At 63.9% G+C, this 17,810-nt stretch carries 19 protein-coding genes; 6 read left to right on the forward strand and 13 right to left on the reverse strand.

Features of this window, described 5'->3' with window-relative positions; genetic code table 11:
- Positions 1-2: 2 nt before the first annotated feature.
- From WJT74_RS11985 to WJT74_RS12000, 4 genes are all read right to left on the reverse strand, one after another.
- The gene (locus WJT74_RS11985; RefSeq protein ID WP_343345248.1) at positions 3-458 is read right to left on the reverse strand and encodes a hypothetical protein; all 456 of its coding nucleotides are present in this window, start codon (positions 456-458) and stop codon (positions 3-5) included.
- Positions 459-678: 220 nt separating this feature from the next.
- The gene (locus tag WJT74_RS11990; protein WP_343345251.1) at positions 679-1,224 is read right to left on the reverse strand and encodes a hypothetical protein; all 546 of its coding nucleotides are present in this window, start codon (positions 1,222-1,224) and stop codon (positions 679-681) included.
- 119 nt (positions 1,225-1,343) lie between these two features.
- Complete coding sequence (locus WJT74_RS11995) at positions 1,344-1,568, reverse strand: hypothetical protein (RefSeq protein ID WP_343345254.1); 225 nt, start codon at positions 1,566-1,568, stop codon at positions 1,344-1,346.
- Between the two features lie 331 nt (positions 1,569-1,899).
- Positions 1,900-2,451, reverse strand: coding sequence for a hypothetical protein (locus WJT74_RS12000; protein ID WP_343345257.1), 552 nt, complete (start codon positions 2,449-2,451; stop codon positions 1,900-1,902).
- On the opposite strand from WJT74_RS12000, the gene WJT74_RS12005 reads away from it, so the two are divergent.
- Positions 2,450-2,755: a hypothetical protein gene (locus WJT74_RS12005; RefSeq protein ID WP_343345259.1), complete on the forward strand. Its 306-nt coding sequence runs from the start codon at positions 2,450-2,452 to the stop codon at positions 2,753-2,755. The two genes, WJT74_RS12000 and WJT74_RS12005, sit on opposite strands and share 2 nt — an antisense overlap.
- Positions 2,756-2,817: 62 nt before the next feature.
- Here WJT74_RS12005 and WJT74_RS12010 read toward each other — a convergent pair whose 3' ends face one another.
- From WJT74_RS12010 to WJT74_RS12025, 4 genes are all read right to left on the reverse strand, one after another.
- Positions 2,818-3,102 (reverse strand): hypothetical protein, encoded by a 285-nt coding sequence (locus WJT74_RS12010; RefSeq protein WP_343345261.1) that lies wholly within the window; start codon positions 3,100-3,102, stop codon positions 2,818-2,820.
- A gap of 159 nt (positions 3,103-3,261) precedes the next feature.
- Positions 3,262-3,459, reverse strand: coding sequence for a hypothetical protein (locus WJT74_RS12015; protein WP_343345264.1), 198 nt, complete (start codon positions 3,457-3,459; stop codon positions 3,262-3,264).
- Between the two features lie 63 nt (positions 3,460-3,522).
- The gene (locus WJT74_RS12020; protein ID WP_343345267.1) at positions 3,523-5,856 is read right to left on the reverse strand and encodes a putative bifunctional diguanylate cyclase/phosphodiesterase; all 2,334 of its coding nucleotides are present in this window, start codon (positions 5,854-5,856) and stop codon (positions 3,523-3,525) included.
- A 72-nt stretch (positions 5,857-5,928) separates the two neighbouring features.
- Positions 5,929-7,872, reverse strand: a complete 1,944-nt coding sequence (locus tag WJT74_RS12025) for a M1 family metallopeptidase (RefSeq protein ID WP_343345269.1) — start codon at positions 7,870-7,872, stop codon at positions 5,929-5,931.
- A 250-nt stretch (positions 7,873-8,122) separates the two neighbouring features.
- On the opposite strand from WJT74_RS12025, the gene WJT74_RS12030 reads away from it, so the two are divergent.
- Positions 8,123-9,205, forward strand: a complete 1,083-nt coding sequence (locus WJT74_RS12030; protein WP_343348195.1) for a sensor histidine kinase — start codon at positions 8,123-8,125, stop codon at positions 9,203-9,205.
- Positions 9,202-10,005: a LytR/AlgR family response regulator transcription factor gene (locus WJT74_RS12035; protein ID WP_343345272.1), complete on the forward strand. Its 804-nt coding sequence runs from the start codon at positions 9,202-9,204 to the stop codon at positions 10,003-10,005. The genes WJT74_RS12030 and WJT74_RS12035 overlap by 4 nt, the downstream gene beginning before the upstream one ends.
- 6 nt (positions 10,006-10,011) lie before the next feature.
- Here WJT74_RS12035 and WJT74_RS12040 read toward each other — a convergent pair whose 3' ends face one another.
- From WJT74_RS12040 to WJT74_RS12050, 3 genes are all read right to left on the reverse strand, one after another.
- The gene (locus tag WJT74_RS12040) at positions 10,012-10,836 is read right to left on the reverse strand and encodes a hypothetical protein (protein ID WP_343345275.1); all 825 of its coding nucleotides are present in this window, start codon (positions 10,834-10,836) and stop codon (positions 10,012-10,014) included.
- A 68-nt stretch (positions 10,837-10,904) separates the two neighbouring features.
- A complete protein-coding gene (gene yghU / locus WJT74_RS12045; RefSeq protein WP_343345277.1) occupies positions 10,905-11,747 on the reverse strand; it encodes a glutathione-dependent disulfide-bond oxidoreductase in 843 nt (280 codons plus the stop codon).
- Positions 11,748-11,808: 61 nt separating this feature from the next.
- Complete coding sequence (locus tag WJT74_RS12050) at positions 11,809-13,146, reverse strand: MATE family efflux transporter (RefSeq protein ID WP_343345279.1); 1,338 nt, start codon at positions 13,144-13,146, stop codon at positions 11,809-11,811.
- Between the two features lie 42 nt (positions 13,147-13,188).
- Here WJT74_RS12050 and WJT74_RS12055 point away from each other — a divergent pair, with 42 nt between their 5' ends.
- Both WJT74_RS12055 and queG read left to right on the forward strand, forming a co-directional pair.
- The gene (locus WJT74_RS12055) at positions 13,189-13,569 is read left to right on the forward strand and encodes a VOC family protein (RefSeq protein WP_343345281.1); all 381 of its coding nucleotides are present in this window, start codon (positions 13,189-13,191) and stop codon (positions 13,567-13,569) included.
- An 87-nt stretch (positions 13,570-13,656) separates the two neighbouring features.
- Positions 13,657-14,697: a tRNA epoxyqueuosine(34) reductase QueG gene (gene queG, locus WJT74_RS12060; RefSeq protein WP_343345283.1), complete on the forward strand. Its 1,041-nt coding sequence runs from the start codon at positions 13,657-13,659 to the stop codon at positions 14,695-14,697.
- Here queG and WJT74_RS12065 read toward each other — a convergent pair.
- On the reverse strand, positions 14,694-15,056 hold the full coding sequence (locus WJT74_RS12065) for a hypothetical protein (RefSeq protein WP_343345285.1): 363 nt from the start codon (positions 15,054-15,056) through the stop codon (positions 14,694-14,696). The genes queG and WJT74_RS12065 overlap by 4 nt on opposite strands.
- Before the next feature lie 115 nt (positions 15,057-15,171).
- Between WJT74_RS12065 and WJT74_RS12070 the strand changes: the two genes are divergently transcribed.
- Positions 15,172-16,170, forward strand: a complete 999-nt coding sequence (locus WJT74_RS12070) for an adenosine kinase (RefSeq protein ID WP_343345286.1) — start codon at positions 15,172-15,174, stop codon at positions 16,168-16,170.
- On the opposite strand, the gene WJT74_RS12075 is transcribed toward WJT74_RS12070, so the two are convergent.
- Positions 16,167-17,747: an amino acid permease gene (locus tag WJT74_RS12075; protein ID WP_343345288.1), complete on the reverse strand. Its 1,581-nt coding sequence runs from the start codon at positions 17,745-17,747 to the stop codon at positions 16,167-16,169. The genes WJT74_RS12070 and WJT74_RS12075 overlap by 4 nt on opposite strands.
- Positions 17,748-17,810 lie beyond the last annotated feature (63 nt).

Consider the following 17,810-nt stretch of genomic DNA (forward strand, 5'->3'; position numbering starts at 1 on the left):
CGTCAAATACCAGAATTCTTTTGCGAGCCTCGCAACCTCTCCCAATGTTGCAAATACTCAAGGTTATAAAAAGAGGGCATCTCTTCACGTCGCTTTTTCATTATAGCGGTGAAATTGCTATCAGCTTTTGCGAGAAGAGTTTTCTTTATAGGAACCAAAGCATGTTTATTGAAATAAATTACAGCTACGTCAATGTCAGTCGAAGCTATAAAAAGCCACTCTCTCTTAGAGTTAGATGCAATCAAGAGTGAGTCTCCACCGAGAAGACCATAATCCACGTCACGTCTATTATCTAGTGTATCGAAGTCGTTGTCAAATACTTCAAATTGACAACTAGACTCCTTTAACGCAGTCAATATCGGAGTTATGAATTCTGGACCTACAAGACTAGTATATTCAAATTCATCCAGCTTTCGTTGCGGAAAAGAACTAATCTTGAATTCTTCGTGTAAGGTCATCGTATGACTGCCCTTCGAAACGTACTGGTTTTTTGCCTTCCTTGGCCTGCGTTGGAGGGGTTGGGCGGCTGGGCTATTTCGATACCTTGCCGCTTGGTCCTGTCCAACCTGAGCCCTGTACGGAGTATCCCCAGATTCGCTACCTGACGACTGAAATGGGGTGGGAAACGGACATTGGCTGCTGCGTGTGACCTTTACTCTGGAACTGCCTCGTTTCCGATCACAGACCAAAGCGGATTCGCTCTTTTGTGGTCGCATAAGCGACCACCGTCATAAGGTCCGAATATCGCTCAACGTAATCGTTAAAGTCGAGAATCGCGTCAGGCGGGTCGAACATAATAAAAGTCCCAGAAACACGCAGGGCCGAGCCGGCCTCCAAACCAGAATGTTCTTCTAGTGCTGCCGCATATTCCTCAAGCGTACCAAAGCTAGTCCGCTCCGGAAAACCTTCCCATAATCCAGCGTCCCTCAGTTTGCTTTCATAATGGACCAGCATTTCCGGCCGGGCTGACTCAGATGTGAATTCAAGGTATGCAGAATACATTTCACTGTCTTCGAATGTGACGAGCTCGTAGCCAGTCGCATCTTTGATGCAGGCGAAATTATCTGATGTCGCGCCTGCGCTAGGCGCGATCACGACTTCGATGCCCTGAAGATAGTCCTGATATTTGACAGTGTACCCTCTCGGATCGAGGCCACAGTCGTGCAGCGATCGCTCGATCACCTGTTCCTGCGTTGGCACGAGCCCGGGAGGAAGGTCAAACATCGTTGTATGATAGGACCAAACGTAATGTCCGCAATGGGGTCGTTAGCGGCCGGTCGGCAGCGGGTGAACGATTGGACCCCTCTCCTTTCGATGAACATCGATCTTTGCTTGTATCAGGTTTATTTTAGAAGCTTGCGGATCAAGGCTACAATAATGGAAACCACGACGGCAAAAATCAAAGCAATGCCGACCTTGCTTGGTGTATTGTCGTAGAAGTCTTCCGGTCTCTCGAACTTTGAGGCCAACTCTGGCGACTGTGTTGCAACAATCATCAATAGTGCGACGCCGGCGAGGAGCATCAGCATGATTGGTCCCAACGGCCCTTCTAGATTTCCCTTCGCCACGTCTATGTCTCCCCCAACCGGCGCGCGAAACCAGTCTATCACATTACGTCAAGATGTCCGCAAAGGGGTCGCAGTCGGAAGTTCAATTGCTTGGACGCTCGGCCCGCGCTTCGGTCACGCCATGAACCGCATGACCCCGGCGACCGGCATCCAGCTCTGTCTCTCGAACCTTGTCTATCGGGTCACCGCGTGCCGATTTTTCACCCGAAAGCAAGATTGCAGCTTTTCATAAGGAAGCCTCACGGCGGATCCAGCGGAGTCGGATGCCCGTCGAGGTACGGCTCCGTCGTACTGCGGTTCGTCGGACCAAGACATCGGCCGGCACGAGCGCTTAAGAAGCGGCGATACCCGTGTCGCTCTGAACGAAGGAAAGACCGTGATTGCATTCCTCCTTGCCGCCGCCTCCTCGCTCGCTCTGCATCCCGCGGGCGCCTTCGACGACGAGTTGCTGCTCGCCTGCTCCGCCCCGCTCGGCGATCAGCCGGAGCGAGCCAATCTGTCGGTGGTGGAGGAGGACATGCCGGAGGAGGCGCTTTCCGTACTCCGCGTGACGGTGAAGGGCTCGGGTGCGTTCATGCGGATCTACTACGACGAAGGGTCGGAGCGCATTGCGCGTGCCCGGGCGGCCTGTCTCGGCGAACAGATCGCGGCCGTCGCGAAAATGGTCGGGGACGATCGCCGGGACGCCGAGTGGGCCGGCGTCGTCTTCACGCAGGATGGCCGAGGGCCATGCGACGTGGATCGAAACCAAGGTCAATCCGTCGCTCGACCCGATCGTGGCGGCCAGAACGCGGCGGTCGTTGCAGGAAAGGCTCGCCCCCATCGACGAGCCGATCGATCTTGCCGCATGGGGATCGGTTCGGCCGAAGCGCGAGGCGATCATGCGTCAGGTGTCGCCGGAGGACCGCGCCCGGATGGAGGCCGATCCCGATTATTCGCCGTCCGGGTCCTTCTCTTTCACGGGGGACGATTTCGAGAACGACATGACCAACGACGGCGCGAGCTATCCGTTGGCGGAGGCCGTCTTCATGGGTCTGGAAGCGCGCCATGGCGAGGCCGCGGTCCATGCGTGGATGAGCGACATCACCGCCGCTGCCGGTCCGATCGATGACGCGAAATTGTCTGCGTCGCTCGAACAACATTTCGGGGAGACGGCGAGCGACCTGTTGCAGCCGCGACCCCGTTGAGCCCCGCAAGTCCTTTGACGGCGCTGCGAGCGGCCTCGCAAGGGGTCGGAAGCGATCGTTGGCTAGATGTCTGCGCCGCAGGAAGTGATGGTCAGTCGATCTTCTGAGATGTCGTACTCGCCAAACGCAGTGTCGTAGGGCCTATCGTCCACCCAAAATTGGTGTTCTGGCAAGCGAGCGTGGATATGTCGCCCGCCTACGAACTCTTCGAAACCTGCTTCCCGCAGATCCACATCAATCTTTCCATAATCATACCAGCGGAAGTCCAAGCCCACGAATGGTCTCGATGAAAAGGTATAATGACGCTCCCAGTCATCTAGCGAGCCAACGCACGATACCTTGCTCAAGCGCTGCTCCAGTCGGTCGATAGTCTGTTCCGCTGGTGAGCCTGGAAAGAATCCGGAAGAGCAACCGGTGAGCGCAGCCGCGCACAGTATTAGAAGGGAGCGCATGGCCCAAGTCTCGCACAGGTTCTAAATGTGGACAATTGGGGTCGGTAGCGGCCCTCAGCCGAGCGCCTTGTCGCTTCCCACCAAGGCGAGGAGATCGTCGAAGTCTTCCTTGACGTTGATCTGCGTCGCGCCGCCGAAGTTCAGGACGCAGCCGTGGGGCGCCTTGGTGAAGAACATCAGGGTCTTGAGCTGGCAGGCGACCTTGGAACCGTCGCTCCGGTTAAGGACGACGAAGGCTTGATCGTTGGACATGAGGTAATCCTTTCGGGAGACGCGGCGTGAAGGACGCCGCGCCGGAGCGCGACGCGGCGGGGCCTAGCCGGCCTTGCGGCTCATGCCGACGACCATCTGGTTGGCACGTTCGTAGGTGAGGGGGCGGCCGAACAGGTAGCCTTGGATCGTGTCGACGCCGAGGTCGCGCATCCGTTCGAAATCCTCCGCCGTCTCGACGCCCTCGGCGGTGACCGACATGCGGAAGGACTTGGCGAGTTCGACGATCGACTTGATGATCGAGACGTTCTCTTCGCGCGTGCCCGCTTCGCGCACGAAGCTGCCGTCGATCTTCAGCTTGTGGAACACGGCCTTGTTGAGATAGCCGATCGAGGAATAGCCGGTGCCGAAATCGTCCAATGCGATGCCGACGCCAAGTTGACGCAGGCGCTGCATGATATCGAGGGTCGCGGCATTGTTGCCGAGGAAGACGCCTTCGGTGACTTCCAGTTCGAGACGGTTGCCCGCGAGCTTGTGGCGGGCGAGCGCCTGGCTGACGACCTGCGGCAGCGCGGGCATCTGGATCTGCTTGGGGCTGACGTTGACCGCGACGGTCAGCGGGTCGGGCCAGGTGGCGGCGGTGCGGCAGGCTTCCTCGATCACCCAGTTGCCGATGTCCATCATCAGCCCGCATTCCTCGGCGATGCCGATGAAGACGGGAGGCGGGATCATGCCGCGCTGGGGGTGGTTCCAGCGGATGAGCGCTTCGAACCCGACGAGCTTCTGGTCCTTGGCCGAGACGAGCGGCTGGTAGAGCAGCTGGAACTGCTTGGACGCGATGGCGGCGCGAAGGTCGCTTTCAAGACGGACGCGGTCGTCCTGTTCGGTCTGCAGCTCGGAGCTGAAATATTTGGCGACGCCGCGGCCGGCATTCTTGGCTTCGTAGAGCGCGAGGTCGGCCTTGAGGATGAGGTCGTCGACGGTGGCACCGTCGATGGGGCCGAAGGCGCAGCCGATCGACACGCCGATGCGGATCTCGGTCTGGTCGATCATGTAGGGTTCGCCGACCGAATGGATGATGGCACGGCTCAGTGTCTCGACGCCCTTGCGGCTCTGCGCGTCCTTGACGATGATCGCGAACTCGTCGCCCCCCATGCGCCCGACATAGCCGAGCTCGCCGACTTCATCGACGAGACGCTTGGCGACGGCCTGGAGCACCGCATCGCCCTTGGGATGGCCGAAGGTGTCGTTGACCGGCTTGAAGCCGTCGAGGTCGAGAAACATGATCGCGCAGGGCACGTTCGATGTCGTCGCGGTACGGAGCACCTCGCCCGCCAGCTGGCGGACGCGGCCGCGATTGGGCAGGCCCGACAGCACGTCGACGTTGGCGAGGTGCGTGAGGCGCTCTTGCTGCTGGCGCACTTCGGTGATGTCGCTGCCGACGCCGCGGAAGCCCGCGAACCGGCCTGCATGATCGATGATCGGATCGCCCGCGAGGCTGATCCAGCGCCCACCGCGCGCGCCCTGAAGCTGCATTTCGAAATTCTGGAAGGGCTGATGCTGCAACAGCAGATCGCCCAGTTCCTTGTGCCCACCGAGCAGACCGGGAAGCGAATGACCGATGATCGCGGACGACGGGCGCCCGATCAGCGCGACCATGCGGCTGGAGAGGTAGGTGACGCGGTTTTCGTCGTCGATCTGCCAGAGCCAGCCAACGCCGCGCTTTTCATATTCCTGGAGGAGGAGCGAGGCGCTTTCGGATTGCGAACCGACGTCGGCGTTGGTCTTCAGCTGGTGGAAGGCCCAGCGCGCGACGGTCATCACGCCCCCCATCGCGACCCCGATGATGAAGACGATCGAGATCATGTTCTCGAACGGTACCGTGTTGCGCGCCACCACGAGCGACACGCACAGCGCGGTCACGAAGATGGTGATCCAGGTGATCGCGGCGGTCGGGACCACGACGAGCCCCAGCGCGGCGACGCCGAGCCCCGAGATGACCGAGGCGGCGATGATCTGGCTTTGCGGGTCGAGGCCGGCGAAGACCGTCATCGGCAGACTGAGCCAGACCGCGGCGCGCGCGGCGACGTCGGACAGCATCTGCCAGTGCGGAACGCGTCGTCCCGACCGGCCGATGTGGGTGATCGCCTGACGCCGCGCCAGCATGGTCATGAGCGTGTTGATGCCGACCACGGCGAGAATCCATGCCGCCATGAGCCACAGGCTGATATCGCTGTGCATCGCGCCCGCGAACAGGACCGCGGCGAGAATGTTGGCGCCCGCGAAGAAGGGGGCGAGCTGGGCGCGGCTGATGAGCTGGACGTCGCGCAGCGGAGTCGAGGCCTGATCGTCATGCACCGCCGAGGCCACGCCCAACGACGCACCGTCGGGCAATTTGGCGGAAATCATGCGTTTGTAACGATCGGGGGCCTGATACATGGGCAAATGCGCTCCTCGTGTGAGATGAGGAGCCATAGGCCCAAGACAGTTATCAGCGGGTTAAGAGCGTGGTTAACTTTCCGTTTGCTCAGCTGAGCCACGGTCGGTTTCGGCGGCGCTGTACCCGATGTCGAGTTTGTCGAGATCCTCGGTCGTGATCGGGTGGTAGAGCGGCCGGGCCCGCGGATAGACCCGCGTCGCGATCGGCTTCCCCCACTCCTCGTCCGAGGCGAGCGCCACGAACAGGGGACGGACGAACTTGCGCCGGCCCTGCGTCGTCAGGAATTGCTCGAGCCGCGGAACGGCGGGATCGTAGCGGTTGGCCACCGCAAGCTGGAGCCAGAGAAACAGGATCTCGTTGTTGGTCGATTGCGTGAGGTCGAAGGCCTCGTCGAGGGCGCGCAGTCGCGGCGTGGTCACTTCCTGGTCGATGCGACCGAGAAAGCGAAGCCGTTCGGCAGTGTTCCAGCCGTCCCAGTCGATGGAGGCGACATTCCCCCCTTCATCGAACCGGGAAACGGCGCCGTCGACATCGGCGAACGCGTCGGCGTCGGTCGGCGCATTGTTGGCCGGAATGCCCGCCTCGTAGATCCATTCGTTGATCAGCAACGCCTCGGCCCGCTCGTCGCTTCCGCCCAGCAACTGCTCGTTGACGGCCTCGAGGAACATCGAACTGGTGACGGGTTCGAAGGCATGGTCGTCGAACCATTTGCGCAGGAAGGCATCGAACCGTTCGCGTCCCACCTCGCGCTCGAGCGTGCGGAGGAAGGCCGCGCCCTTGTCGTAGGGAATGTCGGTGAAGCCGTCGTCGGGATGACGTCCGGTGAGATCGACCGCGAGGATCTGGTCGCGCTCGTCGAGGTCGCCGATGGCGGCGTCGAGCGAATCCTGGCTCAGGGACACCTGCTGCGCGAAGGTCTCCTCGCCGTAGACGGCTTCGACGATGCGCTGTTCGGCATAGACGGTCATGCCCTCGTTGAGCCAGAAATCGGCCCAGGTGGCGTTGGTGGCGAGATTGCCCGACCAGCTGTGCGCCAGTTCGTGCGCGATCAGGCTGGTCAGCGACTTGTCTCCCGCGATGAAGGTCGGGGTGAGGAAGGTCAGGGTCGGATTTTCCATCCCGCCGAAGGGGAAGCTGGGCGGCAGGACGATCATGTCGTAGCGGCCCCAGCGATAGGGACCGAAGAGATCCTCCGAGGCGCTGATCATCTGTTCGGTATCGACCAGTTCGGCGGCGGCCGCGGCCAGGGTTTCGGGTTCGGCCCAGACGCCGGTGCGCAGGCCGAGCGGCTCGAACTCGAGATTCCCGGCGGCGATGGCGATCAGATAGGGCGGCACCGACTTGTCCATGTCGAAGCGGAAGATGCGGTGATCGGGCCCGTCGGGGATGGGGTCGCCCGCGCTTGGCGCGCTCATGACCGCGGTCAAGGGATTGGGAACGCGGATGCGCGCTTCCCAGGTCTGGCGGATGCCGGGACTGTCCTGCGTCGGAATCCAGCTGCGGTTGAGGATCGACTGGCCTTGGCTGAACAGGAAGGGATGTTCGCCCCCCGCGGTCTGTTCGGGACTGAGGAATTGCAGCGCGTCGCCGGTGGGCGAGGCGGCATAGGTGATGATGATCTGTTCGGCGCCGTCCAGCTGGACGGTCAGCGGCTGGCCCAGTTCCTCGCTGCCTTCTCCGATCTCGTAGTCGAGCGCCGTGCCGTCGGGGGCGGTGATCGAGGCGATGTCGAGGTCGCGCGTATCGAGGACGATCTCGGTCGCGCCTTCGGCGGCATCGACATCGAGCGTGGCGGTGCCCGATACGCGGCGCGCGTCGAAATCCACGTCGAGATCGAGCGCAAGGTGATGCACGCGCGCTTCGAGCGGGCGGGCGAAGCTATGGATGTCGTGCGCATCTTCGCGGTCGAGAATGGGGGCGATGTCGGACGTCGTGCCGGGTGTTTCCACCGGTGCGTCCGCCGAGCGGCACGAAGCGAGCAGCAGGAGCGTCAGTACCGTCATCGTCCGCATCATGTCCCACACTCCTGAATTATCGTCGCGAGCGAGCGCTGGGCCCGTTCCCACTCCCTCATTGGCACAATCGCCCTGGCGCGCTTATGGTTGCGCATTCGAGCCCGTGGAGCACAGTTTGACCGACACGCCTGAATTTTCGCTGAAAGAAGAAGAGCGGCGCGCGCTTCAACGCCGCCAGCGCGCCTCGGTCGAGCGCATCGCACGCGACGCGGGGGATAGCGCGGTCACGGGGCAGGGCCACTCGCGACCGATCATCGAGGGCGTCGGACTCGACCGGCCGTTCTTCGCCGACAAGACGCGCGCCTTCTGGGTGCTGCAAAGCCTGGGCTGGGTCGGCTATCTGCTGCTCCGCTTCCTGTCGGGGCTGGTAAACGGGCTCGAGCCGGGAATCTTCTTCGTACACTGCCTCATCATTGCGATGACAGGCTATTCGCTGACCTTGCTCCTCGCGGCGCTCAACCGTTGGCTCATCACCCTGCGCGCGCTGGTCACGGCGCTGGTCGCGCTGGTCGCGGTCGCAATGGCGGGTAGCCTCTTCAGCTTCATCGACGTGTGGAGTTACACCACCTTCGTCCGTCCGGATCTTTCGCTGCGCGGGTTTTCCTTCTTCGGCGCGATGATCCTCAACGTCACCCTGCTGGCGGCGTGGACCGGCCTGTATTTCGGGATCAACTATTACCTGCTCTTGGAAGAGCAGATCGACCAGCGACGCGCGCTGGAGAACCAGGCGTCGGCGGCGCAACTGGCGATGCTGCGCTATCAGCTCAATCCGCATTTCCTATTCAATACGCTCAATTCCATCTCGACCCTCGTGCTCATCGAGGAGCGCGAGCGGGCCAATGCGATGCTGGCGCGGCTGTCGTCCTTCCTGCGCTACACGCTGTCGAACGAGCCGACCGCGCGCGTGCCGCTCGCCAAGGAAATCGAGACGATGAAGAGCTATCTGGCGATCGAGAAGATGCGTTTCGAGGACCGGCTGCGCCCGCATTTCCGGATCGGGGCGGAGGCTGCGGGGGCGCTGCTGCCCTCGCTCATTCTCCAGCCGCTGATCGAGAATGCGATCAAATATGCCGTCACGCCGTCGGAGGACGGGGCGGACATCTTCGTGACCGCCGAGCGCGAGGGCGAGAGCGTGCGGATCATCGTCGCGGACTCGGGCGCGGGCGGGGCCACCATGATGGACAGCAAGTCGACGGGCGTCGGTCTCGCCAACACCCGCGAACGACTGCTCGCCGCCTATGGCGCGGCGCACGGATTCGAAACGAAAACGAACGAAAAGGGGGGCTTCAGCGTTGTGCTGCAAATACCTCTGGAAACGAAAGCTGTTTCATGACCATCCGCACTCTCCTCGTCGACGACGAGAAACTCGCCACCCAGGGCCTGCAGCTGCGGCTCGAAGCGCATGAAGACGTCGAGGTCGTCGGGACCGCGTCGAATGGCCGCGAGGCGATCCGCCAGACCAAGACGCTGAAGCCCGACCTCGTCTTCCTCGACATCCAGATGCCGGGGTTCGACGGTTTCTCGGTGATTTCGGGACTGATGGAGGTCGAACCGCCGCTGTTCGTCTTCGTGACGGCCTATTCGGAGCATGCCGTGAAGGCGTTCGAATCCAAGGCGGTGGACTATCTGGTGAAGCCGGTGGAGGAAGACCGGCTGGCCGAGACGTTAGATCGGGTGCGCCGCCGCTTGCGCGAAAAGGGCGCGGCGCGGAAGGCCGAGAAACTGGAAGCCGCATTGAACGAACATGCGCCCGAGGCGGCCAGCGAATTCGCCGATGCCGAGGGCGGCGGTCCCGCCTCGAGCCGCTACGAGAGCGTCATCAACATTCGCGACCAGGGGCAGATCTTCCGTGTCAGCGTCGACGATATCGAGAAGATCGACGCGGCGGGCGACTATATGTGCATCCAGACGAGCGACAATACGCTGATCCTGCGCGAGACGATGAAGGATCTGGAAAAGCGGCTCGACCCGCGAATGTTCCAGCGCGTCCACCGTTCGACGATCGTCAACCTCGACAAGGTCAAGCAGGTCAAGCCGCACACCAACGGCGAATGTTTCTTGGTGCTGGGGTCGGACAACGAGGTGAAGGTTTCGCGCAGCTACCGCGACGTGGTCGCGCGGTTCGTGCATTAGGGTCGCCTATAGGTCGACCTGCTGCTGTCGTTCGCGACCGACGCGGTCGATCATCCTGGCGTCTTCCTCGCCCACGACCGCCTTGAACCATTCGGGGTCGCTGCACTTCTGCCCCAGGCTATGCGCGAGCGCGACGCACATGAAGGCCGCGTCCGTGAAGTAGAGTTCGCGTAGCAATTCCTGGAAGTAGGCTTGGTCCCCGACGATCTTGGCAACGCGGTCGGAGAATTCGGGATCGGCACAGACGCGCTCCGGATCGATTTCGACTCGTTTGCCAAGATCGGCATCGGCGTCGCGAACGATGCGGACGGCGGGGTCGTCTTCGCGCACGATCTGCCATCGCTGCGCGCGGAAATTGTCGTTCTCGGCGAGGTAGAAACTGCGCGCGTTGCGGTAGAAGTCGACGCCAAGACGGGCGCTCGGGTCCTCCAGCGACGACAGGCCGGCCGTAGCGACGAGTTCGTCGTAGACCCCCGACGGCGGATCGACGGTGTCGTAATGGTCGAGGCGTTGAAGCGCGGCGAGCGCCTCCGCCGATGGGCACTCGCCCGCCGCCAACGTCGCCGCGACCGCTTCGCCCTCTTCGATCGTCTCGCGCCAGGAGCGAACGTTCTGCCAGATGAATGCGGTCGCGGTGCGCGCTTCCTCGAGAAGCGCGGCGCTGATCCGATCAACCTGTCGCGCCTCGCGCCGGTCGGAGGCCCATTCCTGGAGCTGGAAGGCGATGACGATGCCGCCGACGACGGCAAGCGTTTCGATGGCGAGCATGGCCCATTCGGTCGGGCCGATTCCGCCGACGGCTCCCCTGATCCTGCGCCACAAGACGATCATTTGCCTATCCCCCGCGGCTAACCTGCGTCAGCTTTAGGGCGAGGGCAAGCGGGAACGGAGGCGCGGCCTTAGATCGCTTTGCCGTCGAAATCGGCGGCGGAGTGGCGTTCGGGGACCTGTCCGTCCTCGTCGCCCCACTTGCGGTTGACCATGACGGCGCGGCGAGCGGCAGGGCGATCGGCGATCTCGCGGGTCCAGCGGGCGACGTTTTCATAGGTCGCGATCTGGAGAAACTCGCGCGCCTCCCCATAGGCCTCACCGTCGACCAAGGCCTTGAGCCACGGCCACACTGCCATGTCGGCGATACTATAATCCGCGCCCGCCAGGTAGTGCGCCGCGCCCAGCCGGCGGTCGGCGACGTCGAAGATCCGCTTGGTTTCCATCGCGTAGCGGTCGATGGCGTAACGGATCTTCTCGGGCGCATAATGATAGAAGTGGCCGAAGCCGCCCCCGATGAAGGGACCCGTCCCGACCTGCCAGAACAGCCAGCTCAACATTTCCGCGCGCGCATCCTCGGGACCGAGAAAGGCGTCGTACTTCTCGGCGAGATGGAGGAGAATGGCGCCGCTTTCGAAGATGCGGACCGGTTCATCGCCACTGCGGTCGAGCAGGGCGGGGATCTTCTGGTTGGGATTGAGGGCGGTGAAGCCCGACGTGAACTGCTCGCCCTTCGAAATGTCGATCGGCCATGCGTCATAGTCGGCGAGATGTCCGGCCTCCACCAGTTCCTCGAGAATCAGCGTCGCCTTCACCCCGTTGGGGGTGGCGAGCGAGTAGAGCTGGAAGGCATGATCGCCGCTCGGCAGGTCGCGTTCTTCGCGCACCCCCGCGGTCGGGCGGTTGATGCCGGCGAACTTCCCGCCGCTCGACGTATCGGGGTTCCAGACCTTTGGCGGGATGTATTCGGGCATGCATTCGTCTCCTTCGCGTCGCTGGCGTCGACATGGGGGTTCGGTCGCGAACCGCAACCGGTCACGCGACGAGCGAAGGATCCTCGTCGATGCGCCGCACGAGCCGGGGCAGCAGAAGCAACTGGAACAGCGCCCGCGCGACGAGGAAGAGCGTGAAGCTCAGCCATAGTCCGCCATTGCCGAGCGGCCAGGACAGCCAGAGCGCCAGCGCATAGACGATCGTGCCGCCGACCATCGAGAGGAGCAGCGCGCGGGTCCAGCTGGCGCCGACATAGACGCCGTCGAAAATGAACCCTGCCACCCCCGCGAACGGAATGAAGACCAGCCAGATCGCCTGCCGCTCCGCCTCCATCGCCACGGCAGGCGTCGCCGCGAAGGAGCGCAGGACCGGGTCGGCGAAAAAGGCGAAACCGACAGCGAGAAGGGTGGCGGTCGCAAATCCGCGAACGAGCAGCGCGCGAGTGATGCGGACGAACCCGACCCGGTCGTGCGCGCCCTTCCGCTCGCCGTTCAGGACCTGCGCGGCATTCTCGAACCCGTCGAGAAGGAGCGCGGAGAAGATGAAGAGCTGGAAGAGGATGGCGTTGGCGGCGAGCACGACGGGCCCGCGCTCGGCCCCGATGCGGGTCAGCGCGGCGAGCGCGAGGGTGAGGATCAAGGTGCGCAGGAACAGGTCGCGGTTGACCGAGAGGAAGGGCGCGAGGCTGGCCCGCGAGACGATCGCCCGGTCGCGCGCGACGGCCAGCAGGCGGGCGCCTTTGCCCCCGCGCAGGACCAGCGCGGCGACGAGCACCAGCTTGGCGAATTCGGCGATGAAGCTAGACCAGCCGATCCCGGCGATCCCCATGTCGAGCCCGAGCACGAACCACAGCCCGAGCGCGACATTCAGGAGATTGTAGGCGACCTCGACGATCAGCACCGTGGTCATCCGTCGCTGCCCGACCAGATAGCCGACCAGGGCGAGGTTGAGCATGACGCCCGGCGCGGTCCAGTAGCGGATCCCCGCGTAGGACGCGGCGGCCTCGTAAACGCGCCCCTCCGCCCCCAGGACGTTCAACGCAGCGGGTAGCAGCAGCGGACGCAGCAGGAGGAGGAGCGCCGCGATGGCAATCCCGACCGCAAGCCCGCGCAGCAGCACCGCGCTCTGTTCGCGTCGGCCCATCTGCGTGCCCGCCTGCGCGACCAGTCCCGTCGTGCCGGTCTTGAGAAAGTTCATCACGGTGAACAGAAGCGCGAACAGTCGCGCGCCGATATCGACCGCCCCCTGCGCGGCGGCATCGTCGAGCCGCCCGACGATCCACACGTCCCCGATCCCGATGAGCGCCGTGGCGACGTTGGTCACCATCGCCGGAAGGGCGATCGCCCAGATGGCGCGCGTATCGAGGCTGCCCCGCTTCATGGCGCCATGCTATGGCGTGCCCATAACGGCAGGGGAAGCATGATGGCGAGGATCACCGGACTGGGCGGCGTGTTCGTCAAACGGGCGGACGTCGACAAGACGACCGAATGGTACAAGGACGTCCTCGGCATCGCGGGGGACTATGGCCCGGTGTTCCGGTGGAAGGACGAGCCGCAGGAAGATCCCTTCAGCCTGTTGTCGAGCTTCCGTTCGGACACGGACTATCTCGACCCCGGCACGATGCCGTTCATGCTCAATTTCCGCGTCGACGATCTCGACGCCTTCCAGGCGGATTTGGAGGCGAAGGGCGTGGACATTCTCGGGCGACAGGACGAGCCCTATGGCAAGTTCGCGTGGATCCTCGACCCCGACGGAATCAAGATTGAGCTTTGGGAACAGATCGGGCCGGCGCCCGGCGCCTGAGGATGCGATGAATTCCGACGTGCCGGTCGATCGACACGGGATGGCCGGGTGGCGCGCCAGGGCGCGGCTGGTATGGGTTCGCGCGTCATGACGAGGATCGAGACCCGCATTTCCGATCAGGCCCGCGAACTGGGGTTCGCGGCGTGCGGGTTCGCGCGGGCGGACGCGGCGGATGCGGCGGGGGAGCAGTTGCTCGAGTGGATCGCCGAGGGGCGGCACGGCGAGATGGGCTGGATGGACAGCCGCAAGCACCATCGTGTGGGGGTGAGGGCGCTGTGGCCCGAAGCGCGAAGCGTGATCGCACTGGGCATGAGCTACGCGCCCGCAACCGATCCGATGGCGCTCGAAGCCCGCGGCGAGGTCGGGCGCATCAGCGTCTATGCGCAGGGCGCCGATTATCACAAGATCGTGAAGCAGAAGCTGAAGGCGCTGGCGCGATGGCTGGTCGAGGAAGAACCGTGCGAGGTGAAGGTGTTCGTCGATACCGCGCCGGTGATGGAAAAGCCACTCGCCGCCGCGGCGGGGATCGGGTGGCAGGGCAAGCATACGAACCTGCTCAATCGCGAGGACGGCAACTGGCTGTTCCTCGGGATCATCTATACGACGCTCGATCTGGAGCCGTCGGGTGCGGGGAGCTCGCATTGCGGCAGCTGCACGGCGTGCATCGGGGCCTGTCCCACGGGGGCGATCACCGCGCCCCACCGTCTCGATGCTCGGCGGTGTATCTCCTATCTCACCATCGAACATTCCGGCCCCATTCCCGAAGAGTATCGCGAGGCGATCGGGAACCGGATCTACGGATGCGACGACTGCCTCGCCATCTGCCCGTGGAACCGCTTTGCCGATGCGGCGAACGCGAACGCCAAGTTCCTGCCGCGCGCCGAACTGGCGGCGCCGTCGCTAGCCGATCTGCTGGCGCTCGAGGACGCGGATTTCCGGGCGATGTTCGCCGGATCGCCGATCAAGCGGATCGGGCGGGACCGGTTCGTGCGCAATTGCCTGATCGCGGCGGGCAACAGCGGGGACGTATCGCTCCAACCCCGGGTCGAGGCGTTGCGGCGCGACCCCGATCCGATCGTGGCGGAGGCGGCCGAGTGGGCCGCTCAAAGACTTTCAGGGCGGGCCTAGGGCGTCCTGGCGCGCTCGATCGCGGCGATACAGAGGTCGCGATCGACGTCCTGCCCGTCGGGGCGGCGCGCGTCGACATGGGTGACCGTCTCGGCCCCGCGGGCGTCGGGATAGAGATAGGCATCGAGCACGCAGCCGGGTGCGCGAAACTGCAGCATCAGCCCCGACCCCTCGCGCACCTGCAAGACAGGCTGGCCGAGCCGGGTCAGCGTCGCGGCCGAGGACAGTCCGAGCAGCGGTCCGCTGGTCTGCACCGCCGCGGCGGCGACGGGCGGCGCGACGACGGGACGCGTGTCTTCGATGGGAGCGGCACAGGCGGCCAGCGCGAACAGCGGCAGCACGCCAAATCGTTTCTTCATTTCACGGTTCTGCGGTCGAAAGATGAAAGCCGCAAGCCCTTGTTCTCCCACCGGTCCCCTTGCCAATGCGGTCCGTCGCGCATAGGGGCGGCGGCCACACATCAAGGACGCGTACATGACCGACACCCGTTATTCCGTGCTCGCGATCGGCAATGCCATCGTCGACGTGATCGCCGATGCGACCGACGAGTTTCTCGAGGAACAGGATCTCGACAAGGGCTCGATGCGACTGATCGACGAGGCCGAGGCCGAACGGCTCTACGGGTTGATGGGACAGGGCCGCGAGGTCTCCGGCGGGTCGGCGGGCAACACCGCCGCGGGGCTGGCGGCGCTGGACGTGAAGACAGGCTTCATCGGGCAGGTGGCCGACGACCAGCTCGGCGAGATCTACCAGCATGACATCGAGGCCGCGGGGGTCGACTTCATCGTGCCGCCGTCGAGCGACGTCGGCGTGGCGACCGCGCGTTGCCTCATCCTCGTGACACCCGATGCGCAGCGCACGATGAACACCTTTCTGGGCGCGGCGCAGAAGCTGCCCCCGCAGGCGATCGACGAAGCGACCATCGCGAGCGCAGAAATCCTCTATCTAGAGGGTTATCTGTGGGATCCGCCGGGGGCCATCGAGGCGATGAGCAAGGCGATCGATTTTGCCAAGAAGGCGGGACGCAAGGTCGCCTTCACCCTGTCCGATACGTTCTGCGTCGAGCGGCATCGCGCCGAATTCATGGAATTACTCGACAACGACCGGATCGACATCCTGTTCGCCAACGAGGACGAGATCAAGGCGCTGGCCCGCGAGGGGCTGGATGAATCGGTCGCGATCATCGCCGAAAAGGTGCCGCTTCTCGTCGTGACCCGCTCGGAGAAGGGCGCGATCGCGATGGAGGACGGCTATCGTGCGCGGGTCGGGGCGCAGCCGATCAAGCAGCTCGTCGACACCACCGGAGCCGGCGACCTGTTCGCGGCGGGCTTCCTCGCCGGACAGGCCAAGGGGCTCGACACCGAAGCCTCGCTCCGCCTCGGCGCGGTCGCCGCCGCCGAGGTCATCCAGCATTACGGCGCGCGGCCCGAAGAGGACCTTCGAGTGCTCGCCTCGAAGGTCCTGAACGGCTAGTCCCGCGCGGGGTCGTGGGCGCCGGGCACCGGCGGCTCGATGTCGTGGACCTCGGTTTCGTGGATGACCAGCTTGCCGCGGCCCAGATGGCTGTGCCGATAGCCGTAGGCGAAGTAGATCAGCAGTCCGATCACGGTCCAGACCGGCAGGACGATCATCGCCTCGAACGGCAGGTTCAGGAACAGAAAGACCGTGCCGAAAATGGTGAGCGGTCCGACCAGCCATAGCGCCGGGGTGCGGAAGCTGCGCTTTCGCGTGGGCTCCGACCGGCGCAGCAGCATGACCGCGATCGCCACCATCATGAACGCATAGAGCGTCCCGGCGTTGGCGATGTCGGCGAGCTGGCCCACGGGGAAGAAGGCCGCGCCGACCGCCACGACCAGGCCCGTGAGCGCGGTGACGACGTGCGGGGTCTTCCAGCGCGGATGCACCTTCGACAGGAAGCCGGGCAGCAGTCCGTCGCGGCTCATCACGAAGAAGATGCGCGTCTGCGCGAACAGCAGCACGAGGATCACCGAAGGAAGCGCGAGGAAGGCGGCGATGCCCAGTGCGTTTCCGATGCCGGAGAAGCCGATCTGGCGCAGGACATGGGCGAGCGCCTCGTCCGAGCAGACGAGCGCCGCGGCATATTGCGGCAGCGCACACTGGCGGGCGAGTTCTTCCGACCCTGCGGGGTAGGGAACGCCGTTCGGCCCCATGATGGGCTGGCCGCCGATCGTGCCGATCGCGCCCGCCGCGACGAGAACGTAGAAGACGGTACAGATGAGCAAGCTGCCGACGAGCCCGATGGGGACATTGCGCTGCGGGTTCTTGGTCTCCTCCGCCGCGGTCGAGACGGCGTCGAAGCCGACATAGGCGAAGAAGATCGTCGCCGCCGCGCCGACCGCGCCGACGCCCGATCCGAACCCGCCGAACACGCCGGCCGGAAGGAAGGGGTTGAACTGCGCCATGTCGACCGCCGGAATGGTCAGCACGATGAAGGCGGTGAGCGCGGTGACCTTGATCAGGACGAGGATGGCGTTGACCTTGGCGCTCTCCGACGTGCCGATGATCAGCAGGCCGGTGATCAGTAGCGCGATGATCATCGCAGGCAGGTTGATGAAACCGCCCGGTTGCCCGCCCAGCGCGAGCGGACCCGCCGCCAGCCAGGGTGGCAAGGTGATACCGAGAAACTCGTCGAGGATGGTGCCCGCGAAATAGCCCGACCAGCCGACCGAGACGGCGCTGCCGGCAATGGCATATTCGAGGACGAGCGCCCAGCCGACGGTCCAGGCGAGCAGCTCGCCCATCACCGAATAGGTGTAGGTGTAGGCCGAGCCCGCGACGGGGACCATCGACGCGATTTCGGCATAGCAGAGCGCTGCGACGACGCAGACGAGCCCCGCGATGACGAAAGCGAGCATGAGACCGGGTCCGGCCTTCTGCGCGCCCGCGCTGGTGAGAACGAAAATTCCGGTGCCGATGATGCAGCCGACCCCGAACAGGGTCAGCTGGAGCGCGCCCAACGATCGGTGGAGCGACTTTTCTTCGGCGGCGGCAAGGATGGCATCAAGCGATTTCACGCGGGCAAACTTCATGGCCCGAAACTCCACCCGCGCCGCCCGAGATTGGGCGGCGGGGGCCTGGTGGATTTACCGACG

It is taken from the genome of Sphingomicrobium sp. XHP0239, from assembly GCF_039555325.1.
GTDB lineage: Bacteria > Pseudomonadota > Alphaproteobacteria > Sphingomonadales > Sphingomonadaceae > Sphingomicrobium > Sphingomicrobium maritimum.